At 41.8% G+C, this 15,250-nt stretch carries 15 protein-coding genes; all 15 read right to left on the minus strand.

Translation table 11 applies throughout. The features are described from left to right. Positions 1–105: 105 nt before the first annotated feature. The 15 genes from CHH91_RS14365 to CHH91_RS14435 all read right to left on the minus strand — a co-directional run bounded on the left by CHH91_RS14365 (position 106) and on the right by CHH91_RS14435 (position 15,089). Positions 106–2,610 (minus strand): CDP-glycerol glycerophosphotransferase family protein, encoded by a 2,505-nt coding sequence (locus CHH91_RS14365; protein ID WP_095224140.1) that lies wholly within the window; start codon positions 2,608–2,610, stop codon positions 106–108. A gap of 18 nt (positions 2,611–2,628) precedes the next feature. Beyond that, positions 2,629–3,954, minus strand: a complete 1,326-nt coding sequence (locus CHH91_RS14370) for a glycosyltransferase (RefSeq protein ID WP_095224141.1) — start codon at positions 3,952–3,954, stop codon at positions 2,629–2,631. A gap of 59 nt (positions 3,955–4,013) precedes the next feature. Continuing rightward, the gene (locus tag CHH91_RS14375) at positions 4,014–5,915 is read right to left on the minus strand and encodes a glycosyltransferase (RefSeq protein WP_095224142.1); all 1,902 of its coding nucleotides are present in this window, start codon (positions 5,913–5,915) and stop codon (positions 4,014–4,016) included. 89 nt (positions 5,916–6,004) lie between these two features. After that, complete coding sequence (gene hag, locus CHH91_RS14380; RefSeq protein ID WP_095224143.1) at positions 6,005–6,841, minus strand: flagellin Hag; 837 nt, start codon at positions 6,839–6,841, stop codon at positions 6,005–6,007. Positions 6,842–6,976: 135 nt separating this feature from the next. Continuing rightward, positions 6,977–7,195 (minus strand): carbon storage regulator CsrA, encoded by a 219-nt coding sequence (csrA, locus tag CHH91_RS14385; RefSeq protein WP_095224144.1) that lies wholly within the window; start codon positions 7,193–7,195, stop codon positions 6,977–6,979. Further along, positions 7,195–7,632 (minus strand): flagellar assembly protein FliW, encoded by a 438-nt coding sequence (fliW, locus tag CHH91_RS14390; protein WP_095224145.1) that lies wholly within the window; start codon positions 7,630–7,632, stop codon positions 7,195–7,197. The genes csrA and fliW overlap by 1 nt, the downstream gene beginning before the upstream one ends. 11 nt (positions 7,633–7,643) lie before the next feature. Beyond that, on the minus strand, positions 7,644–8,237 hold the full coding sequence (locus CHH91_RS14395; protein ID WP_095224146.1) for a DUF6470 family protein: 594 nt from the start codon (positions 8,235–8,237) through the stop codon (positions 7,644–7,646). Between the two features lie 57 nt (positions 8,238–8,294). Continuing rightward, the gene (gene flgL / locus CHH91_RS14400) at positions 8,295–9,179 is read right to left on the minus strand and encodes a flagellar hook-associated protein FlgL (protein WP_095224147.1); all 885 of its coding nucleotides are present in this window, start codon (positions 9,177–9,179) and stop codon (positions 8,295–8,297) included. Between the two features lie 7 nt (positions 9,180–9,186). Then, the gene (gene flgK, locus CHH91_RS14405) at positions 9,187–10,704 is read right to left on the minus strand and encodes a flagellar hook-associated protein FlgK (RefSeq protein ID WP_095224148.1); all 1,518 of its coding nucleotides are present in this window, start codon (positions 10,702–10,704) and stop codon (positions 9,187–9,189) included. 39 nt (positions 10,705–10,743) lie between these two features. Beyond that, complete coding sequence (locus CHH91_RS14410) at positions 10,744–11,235, minus strand: flagellar protein FlgN (protein WP_095224149.1); 492 nt, start codon at positions 11,233–11,235, stop codon at positions 10,744–10,746. Between the two features lie 18 nt (positions 11,236–11,253). Then, positions 11,254–11,511 carry a flagellar biosynthesis anti-sigma factor FlgM gene (flgM, locus tag CHH91_RS14415; RefSeq protein ID WP_095224150.1) on the minus strand — a complete coding sequence of 86 codons (258 nt, stop codon included), beginning with the start codon at positions 11,509–11,511 and terminating at the stop codon, positions 11,254–11,256. An 83-nt stretch (positions 11,512–11,594) separates the two neighbouring features. Then, positions 11,595–12,014, minus strand: a complete 420-nt coding sequence (locus CHH91_RS14420; protein ID WP_095224151.1) for a TIGR03826 family flagellar region protein — start codon at positions 12,012–12,014, stop codon at positions 11,595–11,597. A 117-nt stretch (positions 12,015–12,131) separates the two neighbouring features. Next, positions 12,132–12,665: a ComF family protein gene (locus CHH91_RS14425; protein WP_176465802.1), complete on the minus strand. Its 534-nt coding sequence runs from the start codon at positions 12,663–12,665 to the stop codon at positions 12,132–12,134. 140 nt (positions 12,666–12,805) lie between these two features. Continuing rightward, complete coding sequence (locus CHH91_RS14430) at positions 12,806–13,963, minus strand: ATP-dependent helicase ComFA (RefSeq protein ID WP_286160794.1); 1,158 nt, start codon at positions 13,961–13,963, stop codon at positions 12,806–12,808. Positions 13,964–14,246: 283 nt separating this feature from the next. Continuing rightward, the gene (locus CHH91_RS14435) at positions 14,247–15,089 is read right to left on the minus strand and encodes a DegV family protein (RefSeq protein WP_095224154.1); all 843 of its coding nucleotides are present in this window, start codon (positions 15,087–15,089) and stop codon (positions 14,247–14,249) included. Positions 15,090–15,250: the final 161 nt, after the last annotated feature.

The raw sequence follows: 15,250 nt of genomic DNA on the forward strand, positions 1-15,250 counted from the left end.
GAATAGACCCCACCCTGTACCCATATAGCTGAGTTTCAAAACATCTTTTTTTTAAAAAATGTATCTTTTTTATAACAATAAAAAACCGCCCCTGAAAAGGCGGTTTTATACTGGCTGGGTATAAGCTGAAATTTTCTCCTGGATAAATTGCCATACTCTTTCAGAAGACTTGCTGTCTTGGTAGTGATGCACTTGGTCTCGAATCTGTTTCCGTTCAGCGCTATACCAAGAAGGGTTCTCTAAGAAGGTCGACAAAGCATCCTGCAGTGCCTCCTGCGTCGTCACCTTTGGTCCAGGTGTCCAGTTCGTATAAGAATCGAGAATGAATCCACGATTCTGCTGATACGATTGAAGATCAACAGGTGAAAAGATAATTGGCTTATCCAATAATAAATAATCAAAATAAATGGAGGAATAATCCGTAATCAGCATATCTGCGAGCGGCATAATTTCATATAAATCCATTCCATAACGAGTCAGCATCTCATCTGTAAGCAAATGCACACGTGTCTGCATCTCGAAATGATTCAAGAATAGCTTTTCTTCAGCTGGATGCAGCTTTACAATCAGCTCCAAATTTTCTCTCTCTAAGAAATCGTAAAACTGATCATTATCGAAACTTTCCATCCCAAAAAGATTATCTCGATTAAGGTTTGTATCAGCTCGGTCATTGTGCGCCACTTGCCGATACGTCGGCATGAAGAAAATCATCCGGCTTTCACTTGGGTCTATATCGAATTCTTCTCTTAGAAAGTGCATATCAGGCCGTTGCAGCATCAGATCATTACGTGGTGCACCCGTCAGCTGGATATGCTCTGGATTCAATTTAAAACAGCGGATCATTAAGTTACTGAAGAACTCAGAATACGAACACACATAATTGATGCTTCCCCAACGATCCGCCAACACATGCTTGCTCTGTTCATTTTTGTCCTGGAATCCCATTGCTTTAAGCGGAAAGCCATGCCAAGTGTCTATGATCAGCTGATTAGGATTGTAAAGCTTTTTATTATGCTTTATATTCGCCTCGGTAATAACCAGCACTTCGGCAGCCTTGACTTTCTCCTGAAACTCCTGTGTCTCCTGCTGCTGCAGCAGTTCAACATCAAATGTATCATGAATGGATTCCGGAATATGCTTCGCTAAAGCATACGTGTTCGAACCACTGCTATTACGCGCTACCATGACTAGCTTTTTACGACCAGTTGTAGATACGGATTGTTCCTCTGTACGGAAAGGCGCCTCCCGATGCAGCTGATCAATTTTCCACGTTCCAGCTTTATTTATTAACTCAAGCCGGCAATAGATTTTCTCGGACCGATTTTGCTCCTTCCACATTTGGATGAGAAGTAAACGTACCGAGGCCCTTTTATAATGATAATCGACAGATTCTACTTTTGGATATGCAACCTGCCTTGTTACATCTGCATCTACAGGCTTGAACTCCTCGCTTATATATCGCTGGGTAAAAAAGCTGGCTAAGTAGTCAATCTCTTCCTCTGATTGAACAACCAACTCTGTCCCTTCAATCGCGCAAGCCAGGATATCATTAAGCACTTTATAATAAAGATATTGCGGGTCATGTATCGCCTGCATCGGAATTTCTGCAGAGCTCTCCTCTTTCAGGGCAGTTTCCAATTGATCAATTACCGATTCAATGTAGTACGGCTGAACCATAGCCTGACAAGCTTCAGGAGTAGGCAGTTCATATTTACCTTCTGCAATGGCTGGCACATCTTCAAGTGTAGGCATCGACCCATGAGAACCCAGGTTGATAGGAACAACGCCTCTTGCCAGCGCTTCTATTTTCATCTGATTCGATTCGGGATAGCTGCCATTTAACATTAAAGCTGTCGCAGATTCTAGGAGTGACCAAAAGTCCGCAGCACTATCTTTCCAAACAATTATTTCCTCTACCCCAATCCGCTGAGCCAATTGCTGTATAGCTGCCTTATCCGGTCCATCACCGATTATCGTTAGGGCCACATTGTCCTGTATGCTCCTGAAAGTGGTAAAAACCTGTTCGAAATAATTATCAAACAAAGTTAACTCTCCGACAAAAAAGAAATGGACTTTATCTTCTGGACGAGGTATCACAGCAGGCTTCCCCTGTATAATTGGCTCTCCGATCAAATGCAGCCACTGATCCTGAAAAGAATAGCGTTGCACAGCTTCCTCCAGCTGTTCATTCATCACTAAGTGACGATCACTAAATTTCAGCGCCTCTTCATATCCATATTCCTCTGGTGCTCCCTGCAGCCAAGAATAGATTCTCGGTAACGGACCATACAACTGCGCTACTGCTGTTCGGCATACATAATTCATCAGCGGTGCACGTACTGCTACTATCACGTCCGGCTTGCCATGATGCCGCAAGCTATTTGTATACCCTTCGATTAAAGAATCTGGATTCTCATATTCCAGACCGCTCTTCTCTCCATAGTAGTGGATTTCCGGCAATGATGACTCCCATTCTGTATCCTCTGGTCGATAGGATTGGAACACACGCACGTGGTGACCACGTTTAGTCAGCAGACTTGCAGTCTTGGTTATAATCTGTTCCAGGTGGCCGTTGCCATCAGCGTATATAAAGGCAAAATCAATGATCATGGTAAATACTCCTTTATATTAAAAGATTCGTTTTACCTGCCAAGTTCCATTATCGTTCACAATTTTCACTCTGATTTCTTCTATATTATCATGCCTGTCTTTTTGATAGCTAAAACGAACGATTGCTCTTGTGTAAGAATAATTAATAGCATTGATTTTCAAGTCATACCAATGGATGCCATTCGCTGATAAGTGTTCTTCTAGAGCAGGATAAATATCCGCAGTTATGAATTTACAAGTAACTTCATCTTCTACATGACTCTCACTAACAATTTTTTCATTCACAATAAAATCATTAGTTGTTAGACTTTGGAGAATATCATCCATTCTCTCTACCACTCTCTCAGCTTCGTATTCTATAACTGAATCGATACACACCTGTGGATCAGGCAGCTTAACTTTTCCAGATTGTATATCGTTAAGAAGGTCTTTTATTCTATTTTTATCCCCTTTGGGAACAATCCATCCGTTAATACCATTCTTAACTATATCCATGGGCCCATCACAATCAGTTGAGATAACCGCCACGCCGCGGGAGAGCGCTTCTACCAACACTAATCCAAACCCCTCAAAATCAGATGGCAAAACCAAAACCGAGGCTTCATCTATCTCGTCCCAGGGAGCATCCTTCCATCCTAACCATGTTATCTTATCATTAATATGCAATTCATCTGCTAAATTATAAAGCATATTCTTATCAGGACCATCTCCAATACAAGTTAGATCCCATTCATCATGAACACCCGCTAGCGCCCCTAATAATAAATCTAGTCTTTTTTCCTTATTACTCAATCTACCTATGAATATAATCTTCAATTCCTCAGGACGAATTATTTCTTTTTGTTCTATGTCTACAGGGTTGTTCACTAAATAGATCGGCTGTTCCTCAGTAAAGTCTTTTATTGTGCGTCCAATACTTGAAGAAATTGCAAAATGCGTATCGCTATACTTCAGAAATCTTCCTCCTCCAAAATAAGCCGGGGGTCCATGAAGCCAAGATACTACAGGAGTATCAGGCTTAAAGCGGGCAATAGCCGACCTGCAAATGTAGCTTAATATGGGAGCATGTGTGGCTATGACTACATCCGGCAGTTCCGCGCTCTTCAAGAAGTTTGTATAACCAGCTTGCATAGAAGAGACAGTTTCTTCCCCGACCTTTCCACCCTGGCCATAATAATATATTTCGGGTATTGTTTCTGCCCAAGCTTTAAATTGCGGGGGATGTGTTTGTAATACACGCACTCTATTCCCTTTTCTCACAAGACCACTTACAACAGTAGTCAATACGTCCTCTAAACCGCCTTTTCCTTCTGCATATCCTAAAACGATATCAATTAGCATCATATTCGCCTCTTTCTCTCTTTTAAATCATAAAAAAGACACCTTATATAAGGTGCGCTTTTTTAAATTCCTAATAGTTTCTCTTCAAGCCACATACTATCCTTGAATAAATCTAAAGCTTTCATCACATATGGCTCAGGATCCGCGTCAGTTTCAATTAACTGCTTATAAAACAGGTAATTATCATTATATTTTTTTAACGCTTCTTTAGCTATTCTATTAGCTTCTTCCAAATTATCGTGCGCCTTTAACCATGTAATTATATTTAGATAGTCTTGTCTTTCTAAAGTATGTTCTTCCGATTTTTCATATAAAATCATAGCGAGATCTTGCTGTGATAATTCGAACAATATTCCTCCAAGCTTTGCATATATTGATGGAGAGAATAAAGAAATTTGTTCCAGCAACTCATTAGCAATTTCGTAATTTTCGTACTTGATTAATTTCTTAATCATATAACTAAATTCTAAAGTATAATCTTCTTTTTTCAGTTCGTCTTTATTAAAATTGTCATCGATCAGGAAACCTAATACTGAATTTAGTATGATATTTCTATATACATGTTTTAAGTTTTGGGAAGGTTCTAAGCGATGCAATAAATAGATATCCCCTGCATCGATAAATTTAAGTTGTAAAGCCTTAGCAAGTTTTGGTTCGTCGTTTTTCAGCCAATCATTTTCAAGTCCAGAAAATCTAATTGCAGATATTTTCACTTCTAAAATGTCTAAAACGTCTTTATCCATTTTTACATTGTTTGCAATTTCCCTGACAAGTTCATATAGACCTTCATTTAGAAGAAAACGTATGACATCATATAGATGGAATTCTAGATAGGGTTTTGTGATCTCAAATGTTTCTTTTGCAGAAGTATGAATTGCAAGTATCTTCAAAAGGCTTGTGAGTGAGTCAAAGCAGCGGTTATTTATATTCAAGGCTTTGGAATAATAAGCTACAGCCTTCTCCATATCTTTTTCGAGTTCGTAAATTTTACCTAACCTTAAAGATGGTAGATATTCAATTGCATCTGAACTCTTCACAACAGTTTTAAACGTTGATTTTTCACTTAATATTAGCGTGAAAACCTGCTTTGCATCTTCAAGTCTACCTTGGGCTATATAAATAGAACCTTTAATATATAGGAAATCTGCTGCATCTTGATATATTCTTATCGCATCTTGGAGTACATTAAGCGCATCATTATGTCTATCCAACAAAATCAATGTTTCTGTAATATTAAGCAAACATATAGGAACCCAATTTATAAAAGGATCTTCTTTTTTCTTGTATGCAGTTACAAAAGCATCAAGTGCTTGTTCGTATTTCTTTTCTATCTTCAACTCGTTACCAAGATTATAATAGTCGAAACCACTTTTTTCTCTCTTAAGTTGTAGATTTATTAATTTCTTGTTTCTATTTGTCTTTTGCTTTGTTTTCACTACTTCTTCCATGTAACCAGAGTGATATGCGATTAGATCAGATAATTTAACAGTGATATTCTTATTTTCTTTATGTGTTATTTGTTCATGTATAGCTCTGGTATATTCATAAGCACCGGAATTCTTATACAATCTCACATGTTTATTTTCAACAATTCGATTCCCATTGTCACCCACGAAATTAACTATATTTATTGCATACACATCATCTTTACTATTTTTCAAATCTTCGATTACAGCGCGAGCATTTGTTGCCTCAAGAAATTCATCTGCGTCTAATACAAGAATCCATTCACCTAGAGCATGACTAGCAGCAAAATTCCTTGCATCAGCAAAGCTATTATTCCACTCAAAGTAAAATAGACGTACATTTTCATACTCTTTAATTATTTCGATTGTACTGTCAGTAGAGCCCGTATCGACAATAACAATATCTTCTACTAAATCCACAACTGAATCTAAACAACGTTTTATCACTTTCTCTTCATTCTTTACAATCATACAAAGAGAAACAATTGGTTTTTTCAAAATTAACACCACCTCAATCTATAAAAATACTGGTCCAAAAAATTGGACCAGTATTTTTATAGGCGAAAAAAGATTCGCCTATAATGAAATTACTGAAGAAGTTGCAATACACCTTGTGGCTGCTGGTTAGCTTGTGCAAGCATAGACTGTGCAGCTTGAGAAAGGATATTGTTTTTAGTGAATTCCATCATTTCAGAAGCCATGTCAACGTCACGAATACGAGATTCAGAAGCTGTTAGGTTTTCTGAAGATGTTTGCAAGTTGTTGATTGTGTGATCCAAACGGTTTTGGTAAGCACCAAGTTTAGAGCGCTCAGCAGAAACTGTTTCGATTGCAGCGTTGATTGTAGAAATCGCAGCGTTAGCATCACTTTGAGAAGAGATGTTGATACCAGCAGTAGCAGAATCACCTTCTACGCCTAGTGCAGAAGCACCCATGTCAGCAATTGTAAGTTCAATGTTTTGATCTTGGTTAGCACCGATATGGAATGTCATTGCAGTTGCAGCTACATCACCGTTGATTAGTTTCTTCGTGTTGAATTCAGTGTCTGTAGAGATACGAGTGATCTCTTGAGCCAACTGATCCACTTCTTTTTGAAGCTCTGCACGGTCTGTATCAGTGTTAGTGTCGTTGGCAGACTGTGTAGCCAATTCACGCATACGCTGTAGGATAGAGTGAGTTTCGTTCAAAGCACCCTCAGCAGTTTGGATCAAAGAGATACCGTCTTGTGCGTTTTTGGAAGCCATGTCAAGACCACGGATCTGTCCGCGCATTTTTTCGGAGATTGCTAGACCTGCAGCATCGTCTCCAGCTTTGTTGATTTTAAGACCTGAAGATAGTTTTTCCAAAGATCCTTGTGTTGCAGCAGAGTTAGCACTTAGTTTGTTGTAAGTGTTAAGAGCAGCGATATTATGATTGATTCTCATTTTAAAAATTCCTCCTTGAGTGTAAGTACAGCCCACATCCTTGTGGTTTTATTGGTTCGCAGCGGTCGGCCGCCCGTGCTTACCTTTGCTGTACTATTTATATCGGAGGATTTCAGCATATGTTTAGCTTTTTCTTTATTCTTTTTTTAAGAATTTAAGTAAATCGACAGAAGTGTCTGCAGCAGCACTATTTTCTTGTTCAATCGATAGATAAACTTCTTTACGATGTATAGCTATCTCTCTAGGAGCATCTATACCAAGCTTGATCTGTTCTCCATCGATGCTCAGGACTTTTATTTCAATATCGTCACCAATCTTAACAGACTCTCCAACTTTTCTTGTCAGAACAAGCATTATTCCGCCCTCGCTTTCTCAGATTGCAAAGGTGTACGGGAGGAGAAATCATCCGTAAGAATGATTTGCTGCCCTTTCAATGCATCTACATTGATAATAATCGGTGCTAATAGATTAATCGTGCTCTTCTCAAAAGGCTTCCGTAATGTGAGTATAGATAAAATCTTTACTTGATCCGGAGTTGTGATTGCCAGCTCGTCTTTCGTTTGATCTCCTAAGTCAAATGTATATTCCTTACGGAAATGATATGGACTAGCCACTACAAATGCAACATGGGCTGTTTCAGTACTTTGCAGGATCTGAAATACAGGGTTGTCAGGAAAATCAATCAACACAAACATCTTTTCATCCTGGAATCCTGGTAACCCTTTCTCGAAGTGAATCACTTTATTTTCATCTACTGACATATTTCCAAAATATTTTGTTTCAATATTCATTTCTAAACTCCTTATATGTTTATCTCGAACCCATTAACACCATAGAATTTTAAGTTTTCGAAGTCTACTTTAAGCGACTGGTATTGCATGATACCTGTATCCACCTGGCCTCGCTCATAGGCAAACTGCGGTTTATTCGGTGTATTCTTTATTTCCGGAGAGTGGATCTTCACATCGATATTCAAATCAGAAGGCTGATAATCGATCTTTACAGAAAATCGGGAAGGGATCCACCCAATTGCGAAATCCTTCAGTTTCCGATCATCTATCCGTTTTGCTTGGGCCACAATCGGATCTCCGCCTTTTTCAATTTCCATCATTTCCTTACCTTCCTGGACACGGCGCGCGATGCCTTCCAAGTTAGATTTCTTGCCAAGCTCCGCAAAATCCTCTATCCGTTTAAAGACAGACTTCAAGTCCATATCATTCCACGCTTGTGTCTGATCAATCGTAAGCTTGGATGGTGTTGTATGCATCGTAATTTCAGCTTGTGGCTGACGAATCGTTTGTTCTGCTTCAGGCTGTTGAATATTCACTGTCGCATCGGTTGTATTAATACTGATCTTAGCCTGCTGAGATTGTAATCGCACTTGAGGCATTTGCATAAGTATTACTCCTTTCTATACAAAAAGCCCCGCCTACTGGCAGAGCTTTATCTATTTTTATCGTAGAAAGTCCATAAGGGTTGGTTGAATAATTCGCGCACCTGCTGACATCGCCGCTCGATGAACTGCTTCCTGGGAAGTAAGATTCATTATAACTTCTTCCATTTCGGCATCCTCGTTATTGGACATCAATTCTGTGGCTGACAGCTCCTGATCACCCAAGCGGGATTCTACAAGATCCATCCGATTCATCCGCGCACCTATATCTGCTCGTTCGTTGACAAGATTATTGATATTCTCGTCTATTAGTCCAATATACTGATCTAAGTCTTCATCAGAACCATCTGAGCGGAGTGCTGCAGAGAAATTACTTAAGTCATCGAATAATTTATTCCCGAATACTGCACCTCCATCGACATTGATTTTAACATCAACACCTTTGGATAAAGTCAGATTAACTGCATTAGAATTAAAATCTACAGTAGTACTACCATCCTCATTAATCGTAACTGGAGCAGTATTAGTGGCGGATCCATTAAAAATATATTTCTCATTTACTTGTGTATTTGCAATTGTTGCCAGCTGTTCTTTAAGCTGATCAACTTCCTCTGCAATATTACTTCGCTGTCCCTCTTCATATGTACCATTGCTCGCTTGGACAGCCAATTCGCGAAGTCGCTGCAGCGCACTTGTAGCGTTGCTCAGAGCAGAATCAGAGTTATCAATCCAAGTCTGGGCCTCTGATAGGTTTCGCTTGTACTGTGCTACATCACGTACTTCAGTTCGATAACTCATACCCTTTGTCGCAACAACGGGATCATCAGAAGGCCTTGTGATTTTCTTACCTGATGAAAGCTGTTCAGAATACTTATTCAAGTCGCTGTAACTGTTGCTCAGATTACGCAGCATACTGTTGGACATCATACTTTGTGTTATACGCATGTTTCACTTACCTCCCTACTAATCCCATGTTGTTGATGATTGTATCGAGCATTTCGTCTACAGCTGTCATGCTGCGGGCAGCAGCATTATAAGCATGCTGGAACTTGATCATGTTGGTCATTTCTTCATCTAGTGACACACTGGAAACAGATTGACGCTGCAAATCAGCTTGATCGACTAACGAAGTAGAGTTAGTTGCTTGTCTCTTTGCTTCTTGTGCGTTCACGCCCAATGTACCGATCATACCTTCATAGAAACTGCTGACGGAAGTGTTACCTAGTCCTTCTAATGGGGAACGCATCGCTTCGGAGAGCTTCTTCGCATTTTCGCCATTACCGGAAGTACCGTCTGCACTTACTGCTATTAGATCAGGATTGCCATCTATCTCATCGGACAAGCTGATATTTGCTGCAGCTCCGTACTGCGATCCACCTGCGTCAAAGAAATCAATTCCAGAGAGGGTGCCACCTTTTGTATAGCCAGTCTGCTGCACTGCATTGATTGCCTGTGCAAAGTTGAACGCCATTTTATCAAGGTTTTGCATCATTTCCGGATATGTACCTTTAATAGAACCATCTTCCAGATATCCGTATGAATCCATCAGGCCCTTAAGCTCCCCTTTGGAAGTAAAATCCTCTACAGAAATCTCTGTATCTCCAAAAGTAATACTTTCAACAGCCTGCATGCCGTTCTCATCTTGACCATACTGGACTGACAAAGGCTGATAGGTTTTCGTGTCAGGATCAACCAATACTGCTTGTGCTGCACCCTGTTCATCAACCAATGTGATTTTAGCAATACCTTGAGCTGCTGTTGGAGCTAAGCCGCCTGATTCCTGGTATTCCACTTTGATGTTGACCATCGAGGAAAGCTCATCTATCAGTACATCTCGTTTATCATACAAATCATTTGTCACCATACCGTGCGGTTCCATTTCGGCGATCTGTTTGTTCAATTCATTGATTTGGTTCATATAAGAGTTGATGCTCTTCACGGACACATTATCAATTTGGTCACGTAGGTCGCCACGAACATTCGTAAGGCTGTCAGAGATATAATTGAACGTCTCTGCTACTGCCTTACCTTTTTCTAAGGCAACAGAACGGGCTCCTGATTCATCTGGTGTAGCCGAAAGATCCTGTAAGGAGCTCCAAAAATCATCCAAAACAGCAGATAAGCCCGAATCAGACGGCTCGTTAATAATCCCTTCCATCCGGTTCAATGCTTCGGATTTCATGCTCCAGTAAGCAGAAGTTCCAGTCTGCGAACGGTATTGCGCATCCAGGTAGCTGTTTCGGATACGTTCGATTGAGCCTGCTTGGACCCCTGTTCCCTGTTGTCCGGCTATTTGTGGACGATTTAGTCCTGCGGCTGGATATGGGGAGATTTGTTCGAAGTTAACGCGCTGTCTTGTATAGCCTTCTGTATTTGCATTCGCAATATTATTGCTTGTCGTATATAACGCCGTCTGCTGCGCAAAAAGCGCTGAGCGTGCGATTTCTAATCCTTGGAATGTTGATCCCATGTATATTCCCCTTTTACCGATAGCTTTTCCGTATCTGTGTTATGCTTTGGAGTCAAACAAGGCGCGATTCTGCGGTCGCTGCTGATCCTGGTTAGGTGTACCATAATTCAATGATTGGATGGAGGGAGCAAGCATATCCAGTGAAATCTGCAAGAATTGCATCGACTGCTCCAGCAGCTGCTGATTGAGCGCTTCCTGCTTCTTTAGCTCTGTCACCGTCTCCGTAAGGCCGATCAGTTGTTGTTCAAACTGAAGGGCTGACTTCTGATCTGTAATCAGTTCCAAAAGCTCCGAAACAGTAGACGGCACCGGAAGTCCAGATGCAACAGCCCATGATTCTGTTTGCTGAATTCGCAATTTCTCAATCTGGGCGACAGCTTGCACATGCTTCTTTTCTGCAAGCAGCTGCTTCTGCAGGCTTTCCATGTCGTTTGATTTCAGATGATCTGTTTTCAGCCGGCTGATTTCAAGAAGACTCCGATGCAATTTATGCAGTTTTTCAATCGTTTCTAATAAAGCTTGTAAAGCCATGGTTGCTCCTCCTTGGTCTTATGACCAAAAATCCATCATTTTCTTAGCGGTTTTCTCTGCATCGACTTTATATTCGCCATTTTGTACTGCGGCTTTTATCTGTTCCACATGGCTCTGGCGGCTAGCCTGGATTTTGTCGCCTTCCTGAAGGCGTTTCGCCTCTGAGGAGATCTCCAATTTATCCTGGCGCTGACTTGCTTTTTGCAAATCTGCCTGCTGCTTGAGCTGTTTTGTGTACGGATTGAAACCGGATTGGTTCGGACCTTGAATTTTCAAAGATCTACACCCCTTTCCAACTTCTTAACACTCTTACAGATAGTATCGGTCAACATCGGGGAAATGTTAAGCGATTTAATGAATTATTTCACAGAACGATTTGCATTGTAATAGACACGCTGCTCTTTAACACCTGCAGCAGCTACACGTTTCTCATCCAATTCGCGAGCAACGTCCAGATCTTTGCGCATTTGATCTTTGCAATCTGTGCAAATTTCGCCTTCTGTAATTTGATTGGAACAGTTGCGGCAAGAATATGACAGCATCGGGAATTGACTTGGCTGCAATCGTTTTTCACGGACAAATTTGATGATCAGTGATTCTGGTACGGTTGTGACTTCTGTAATTTGCTGGATGGTTGCTTGGCGATTTTCACGTTTGCGCAGATACTGGTAGACCATTTGGAAGGAACGCTCTTCCTCTCGATGGCAATTCGGACAAATATCTCGGTAATCTCGCGCGAATACGCTTCCGCAGCGGACGCAATTTGCTAGTTCTAACATAGGCTAACGCCCTCCTCCTAGTATAATAGGTACACTCGTAAGTGACCTGATTAGTATAATTATAGCATGATAATATAATAAACCCGCGGTTCACACGACATTTGGCATATGGGAAAGTTACCCCCTGATTAACGTACAGGCCGCTACAAATTCGGTACCATTTTCCTTCAAAACCTGCGCAGCATGCCGAAGCGTTGTTCCTGTTGTATAAATATCATCGATCAAAACAGCGAATCGGGGTGGTTCCGATAGTAAATAAAACGGATTATCAGCTGTCACTCTGTGCAATCGGCTACGCTTGGATTGCTTTTCTCCATGCTTTCTTCCTAGTGCATTCTTCCGCTTGGCCCGTGTAAAAGCTGCCAGCTCTTCCGCTTGATTGAAGCCTCTCTCCGCCATCCGCTCTGCGCTTAATGGAATAGGAACTACCTCATACTTGGACTCCCTGAAATGCTGAAGATAGAGTTTCCGAAATTCGGCTTCAAACACTTTTCCCAGCACATAATCGCCGCGATATTTCCATCTTGCTATATAATCCTGCATAAATGGCTCATAGCAGTACAAAGAAACATTCCTCTCCAGCATAGTCTGATAGCTCGTTTTCTCCCACTCGAGACAATCTGAACAAGTACTAGAAGTCGTCTGTTTCATGCAACTTGTGCAACCTGGCTCTTCCAGTCTGTGAAAAGACACTTCACAATCCAAACAAAGGAGTGATATCCGCTCCGGCCAAAAGAAAGTGGACCAGCTGGGACGGGAAGCGTACGATTCTCCGCATCCTACACATAGACTCATAGCCGCTTTGCCCTTCGATTCATGTCGGTGATGGACCGCACTGCCTTATCCATAGCATCGCTTCTTCCTTCATGAAAGAAGACAACCTCTCCTGTCGGATCAGCTGGACTTCTGCCGGCACGGCCTGCAATCTGCACCAATGCTGCCTCATCAAAAACATCATGACCAGCATCCAAAATTGCTACATCCACAGAAGGAAACGTCACACCTCGTTCAAGAATGGTTGTCGTTAGGATAACGGCTATATCACGATTTCGGAATGCCTGCACTTTTGCCTCTCTGTCTTTATCGGCAGCATGGACAGTTCTTATTAGTGTTTCTGCATCTCTTTTTGACAGGATTTTTTGTGCGGATGGACGAAGCACTTCCTTTGCCTCTTCTTGCAGTCTATCAGCAAGTACGACGGTAGGAAGAAAAATCAGTACCTGCCTTGTCGGATTACTGCGATTGTTGATCCAATGCAGCAGCCCTTTCGGAAAATTCCCTTTTCGTAATTGTTTCTGCAAACCAAAGCAAAGCTTTGATGCAGGTACTGGAAGAGGCTGCCCATGAAAGCGTACGGGAACGAAAACATGAGGGAGGGTTTGGGCAGAGATTTGCCGCTTTTCTTTTTGCCGTGGTGTTGCAGTGAGGAAAATGGAGGCACATGTCGATTTCTTGGCTTTTTCCGAGGCGATATGGAGCATCGGGTCAACATGATATGGAAAAGCATCGATCTCGTCAATGATGAGTACATCAAAAGCCTGATAAAACCGCAGCAGCTGATGCGTGGTCGCCAGGATGAGCTGACCGTCACCCGTTTTATCCGGACTGCTGCCATATAATGCTTGAACAGTGACAGTTGGGAATGCCTGTTGGAATCGCGGCAGCAATTCCCTGACCACATCCGCTCGCGGTGTCGCAAGACAAATTCGTTTGCCCTGTTGGAGCGAGATCGTAATCCCTTGGAATAGCATCTCCGTTTTACCCGCACCGCAGACAGCATGTACCAGCAGCTTCCCATTCTGCTTCATCGCCAAATCAATTGCATCTGCGGCAAGCTGCTGATACCTGGTCAGTTCTCCTTCCCAAGCACAAGGATTATCATGAGAGGGCCACTCAGGGTCCGGGCCAGTCCATTCATAGAGATGTTCACAGGCACTTACTCTTCCCATTTGAATGCAGTTCCTGCAGTAAAGATGGATACTGCCACAGATCTGACAGTTAATACTTTGCAGATGAGGCTGTGTCGCATTGCACCGATTACAATATAAGCTGTTTTTTTCTTTTCGTATTGATGGAATTTGTTTGAAGTGATGTTGTTGGAGAGCTTCCTGAAGGGCATTAGCTGAGAGTGGAATTTCACGGCTTAATAATCGTTTACCGGCATAGCGTTTTGGATCAAGTTCCATTTACTTGCTCCTTTCTATAAAAAAAGGGGAGAGAAACTATCCCCCCTTACACTTTGTACCACAAAAATCCAATGGCACCTTCGCCAAGATGGGTGGCGATAACCGGGCCGAAATAAGATACTTCTATTTCTGCATTTGGGTATTCGGCCGCCCATTCCTGACGCAGACTTTCTGCTTCCTCAGGTCGATTGCCGTGAATGATGCAGGCCTTCATTTTTGCACCACCTGCAGCTTGCTCATCGAATAATGCCTTGATTCGGCTGATTGCTTTCTTCTTCGTCCGGATCTTTTCAAACGGCACGATCTTTTTATCCTCAAAATGAAGAACCGGTTTTACCTGGAGCAGACTGCCGATAATGGCTTGCGCTCCATTCAAGCGTCCGCCGCGTTGCAGATTGGACAAATCATCAACAATGAAATACGCTATCATCGTTTCTTTCATTTCATCCAAACGCTTAAGAATATCTTCAACGCTTGCGCCTTGTTTCACCATACGTGCTGCTTCCAATGCATAGTAGCCTTGGGCCATACAGCTCAGTTCGGAATCATACGCATGGACGTCGATTCCTTCTACCATATCGTCGGCTGCCACCATGCTTTGGTACGTACCGCTGATTCCACTGGAAAGATGCACACTGATAACGGCATCATAGGATTCGCTCAGCTCCTCCAGCTTCTCGATCACTTTACCTACGACTGGCTGGGATGTCTTAGGCAATGCCTTTTGCTGCTTTATCTTGTCATAGAATTCCTCAGCAGTGATATCCACTTCTTCCTCATACGTTGCATCGTCGAAAACGACCTGCAATGGGATCATATGTATGTCAAATGCTTCTCGCTGTTCTGGCGTAAGATATGCTGTACTATCTGTCATTACAGCAATATTCATGCTATCGGTCTCCCTTACGTTTTTCTGCCTTCTATCTAACGATTTCTGCCTTCTATCTTACCCTATGCCTGTCCTTTTTGCATCCATCAATTAGGAATTCATCTCATGCCATACTAAAGTGATTTGCAGATTCCCAGTCTGAAATCACAGTTTTGTCCTAG

This window comes from Virgibacillus sp. 7505, assembly GCF_002272135.1.
Classification (GTDB): Bacteria; Bacillota; Bacilli; order Bacillales; family Amphibacillaceae; genus Terribacillus.

What these genes read in the sequence shown, in the direction of transcription:
- flgK (WP_095224148.1), bottom strand. Translation starts at nt 10,704, where the DNA reads ATGGGATCAACATTCCAAGGATTAGAAATCGCACGCTCAGCGCTTTTT.
- CHH91_RS14395 (WP_095224146.1), bottom strand. Translation starts at nt 8,237, where the DNA reads ATGCAAATGCCTCAAGTGCGATTACAATCTCAGCAGGCTAAGATCAGT.
- CHH91_RS14425 (WP_176465802.1), bottom strand. Translation starts at nt 12,665, where the DNA reads ATGAAACAGACGACTTCTAGTACTTGTTCAGATTGTCTCGAGTGGGAG.
- CHH91_RS14430 (WP_286160794.1), bottom strand. Translation starts at nt 13,963, where the DNA reads ATGGGAAGAGTAAGTGCCTGTGAACATCTCTATGAATGGACTGGCCCG.
- CHH91_RS14365 (WP_095224140.1), bottom strand. Translation starts at nt 2,610, where the DNA reads ATGATCATTGATTTTGCCTTTATATACGCTGATGGCAACGGCCACCTG.
- CHH91_RS14370 (WP_095224141.1), bottom strand. Translation starts at nt 3,954, where the DNA reads ATGATGCTAATTGATATCGTTTTAGGATATGCAGAAGGAAAAGGCGGT.
- csrA (WP_095224144.1), bottom strand. Translation starts at nt 7,195, where the DNA reads ATGCTTGTTCTGACAAGAAAAGTTGGAGAGTCTGTTAAGATTGGTGAC.
- flgL (WP_095224147.1), bottom strand. Translation starts at nt 9,179, where the DNA reads ATGCGTATAACACAAAGTATGATGTCCAACAGTATGCTGCGTAATCTG.
- CHH91_RS14410 (WP_095224149.1), bottom strand. Translation starts at nt 11,235, where the DNA reads ATGGCTTTACAAGCTTTATTAGAAACGATTGAAAAACTGCATAAATTG.
- CHH91_RS14435 (WP_095224154.1), bottom strand. Translation starts at nt 15,089, where the DNA reads ATGAATATTGCTGTAATGACAGATAGTACAGCATATCTTACGCCAGAA.
- hag (WP_095224143.1), bottom strand. Translation starts at nt 6,841, where the DNA reads ATGAGAATCAATCATAATATCGCTGCTCTTAACACTTACAACAAACTA.
- CHH91_RS14420 (WP_095224151.1), bottom strand. Translation starts at nt 12,014, where the DNA reads ATGTTAGAACTAGCAAATTGCGTCCGCTGCGGAAGCGTATTCGCGCGA.
- fliW (WP_095224145.1), bottom strand. Translation starts at nt 7,632, where the DNA reads ATGAATATTGAAACAAAATATTTTGGAAATATGTCAGTAGATGAAAAT.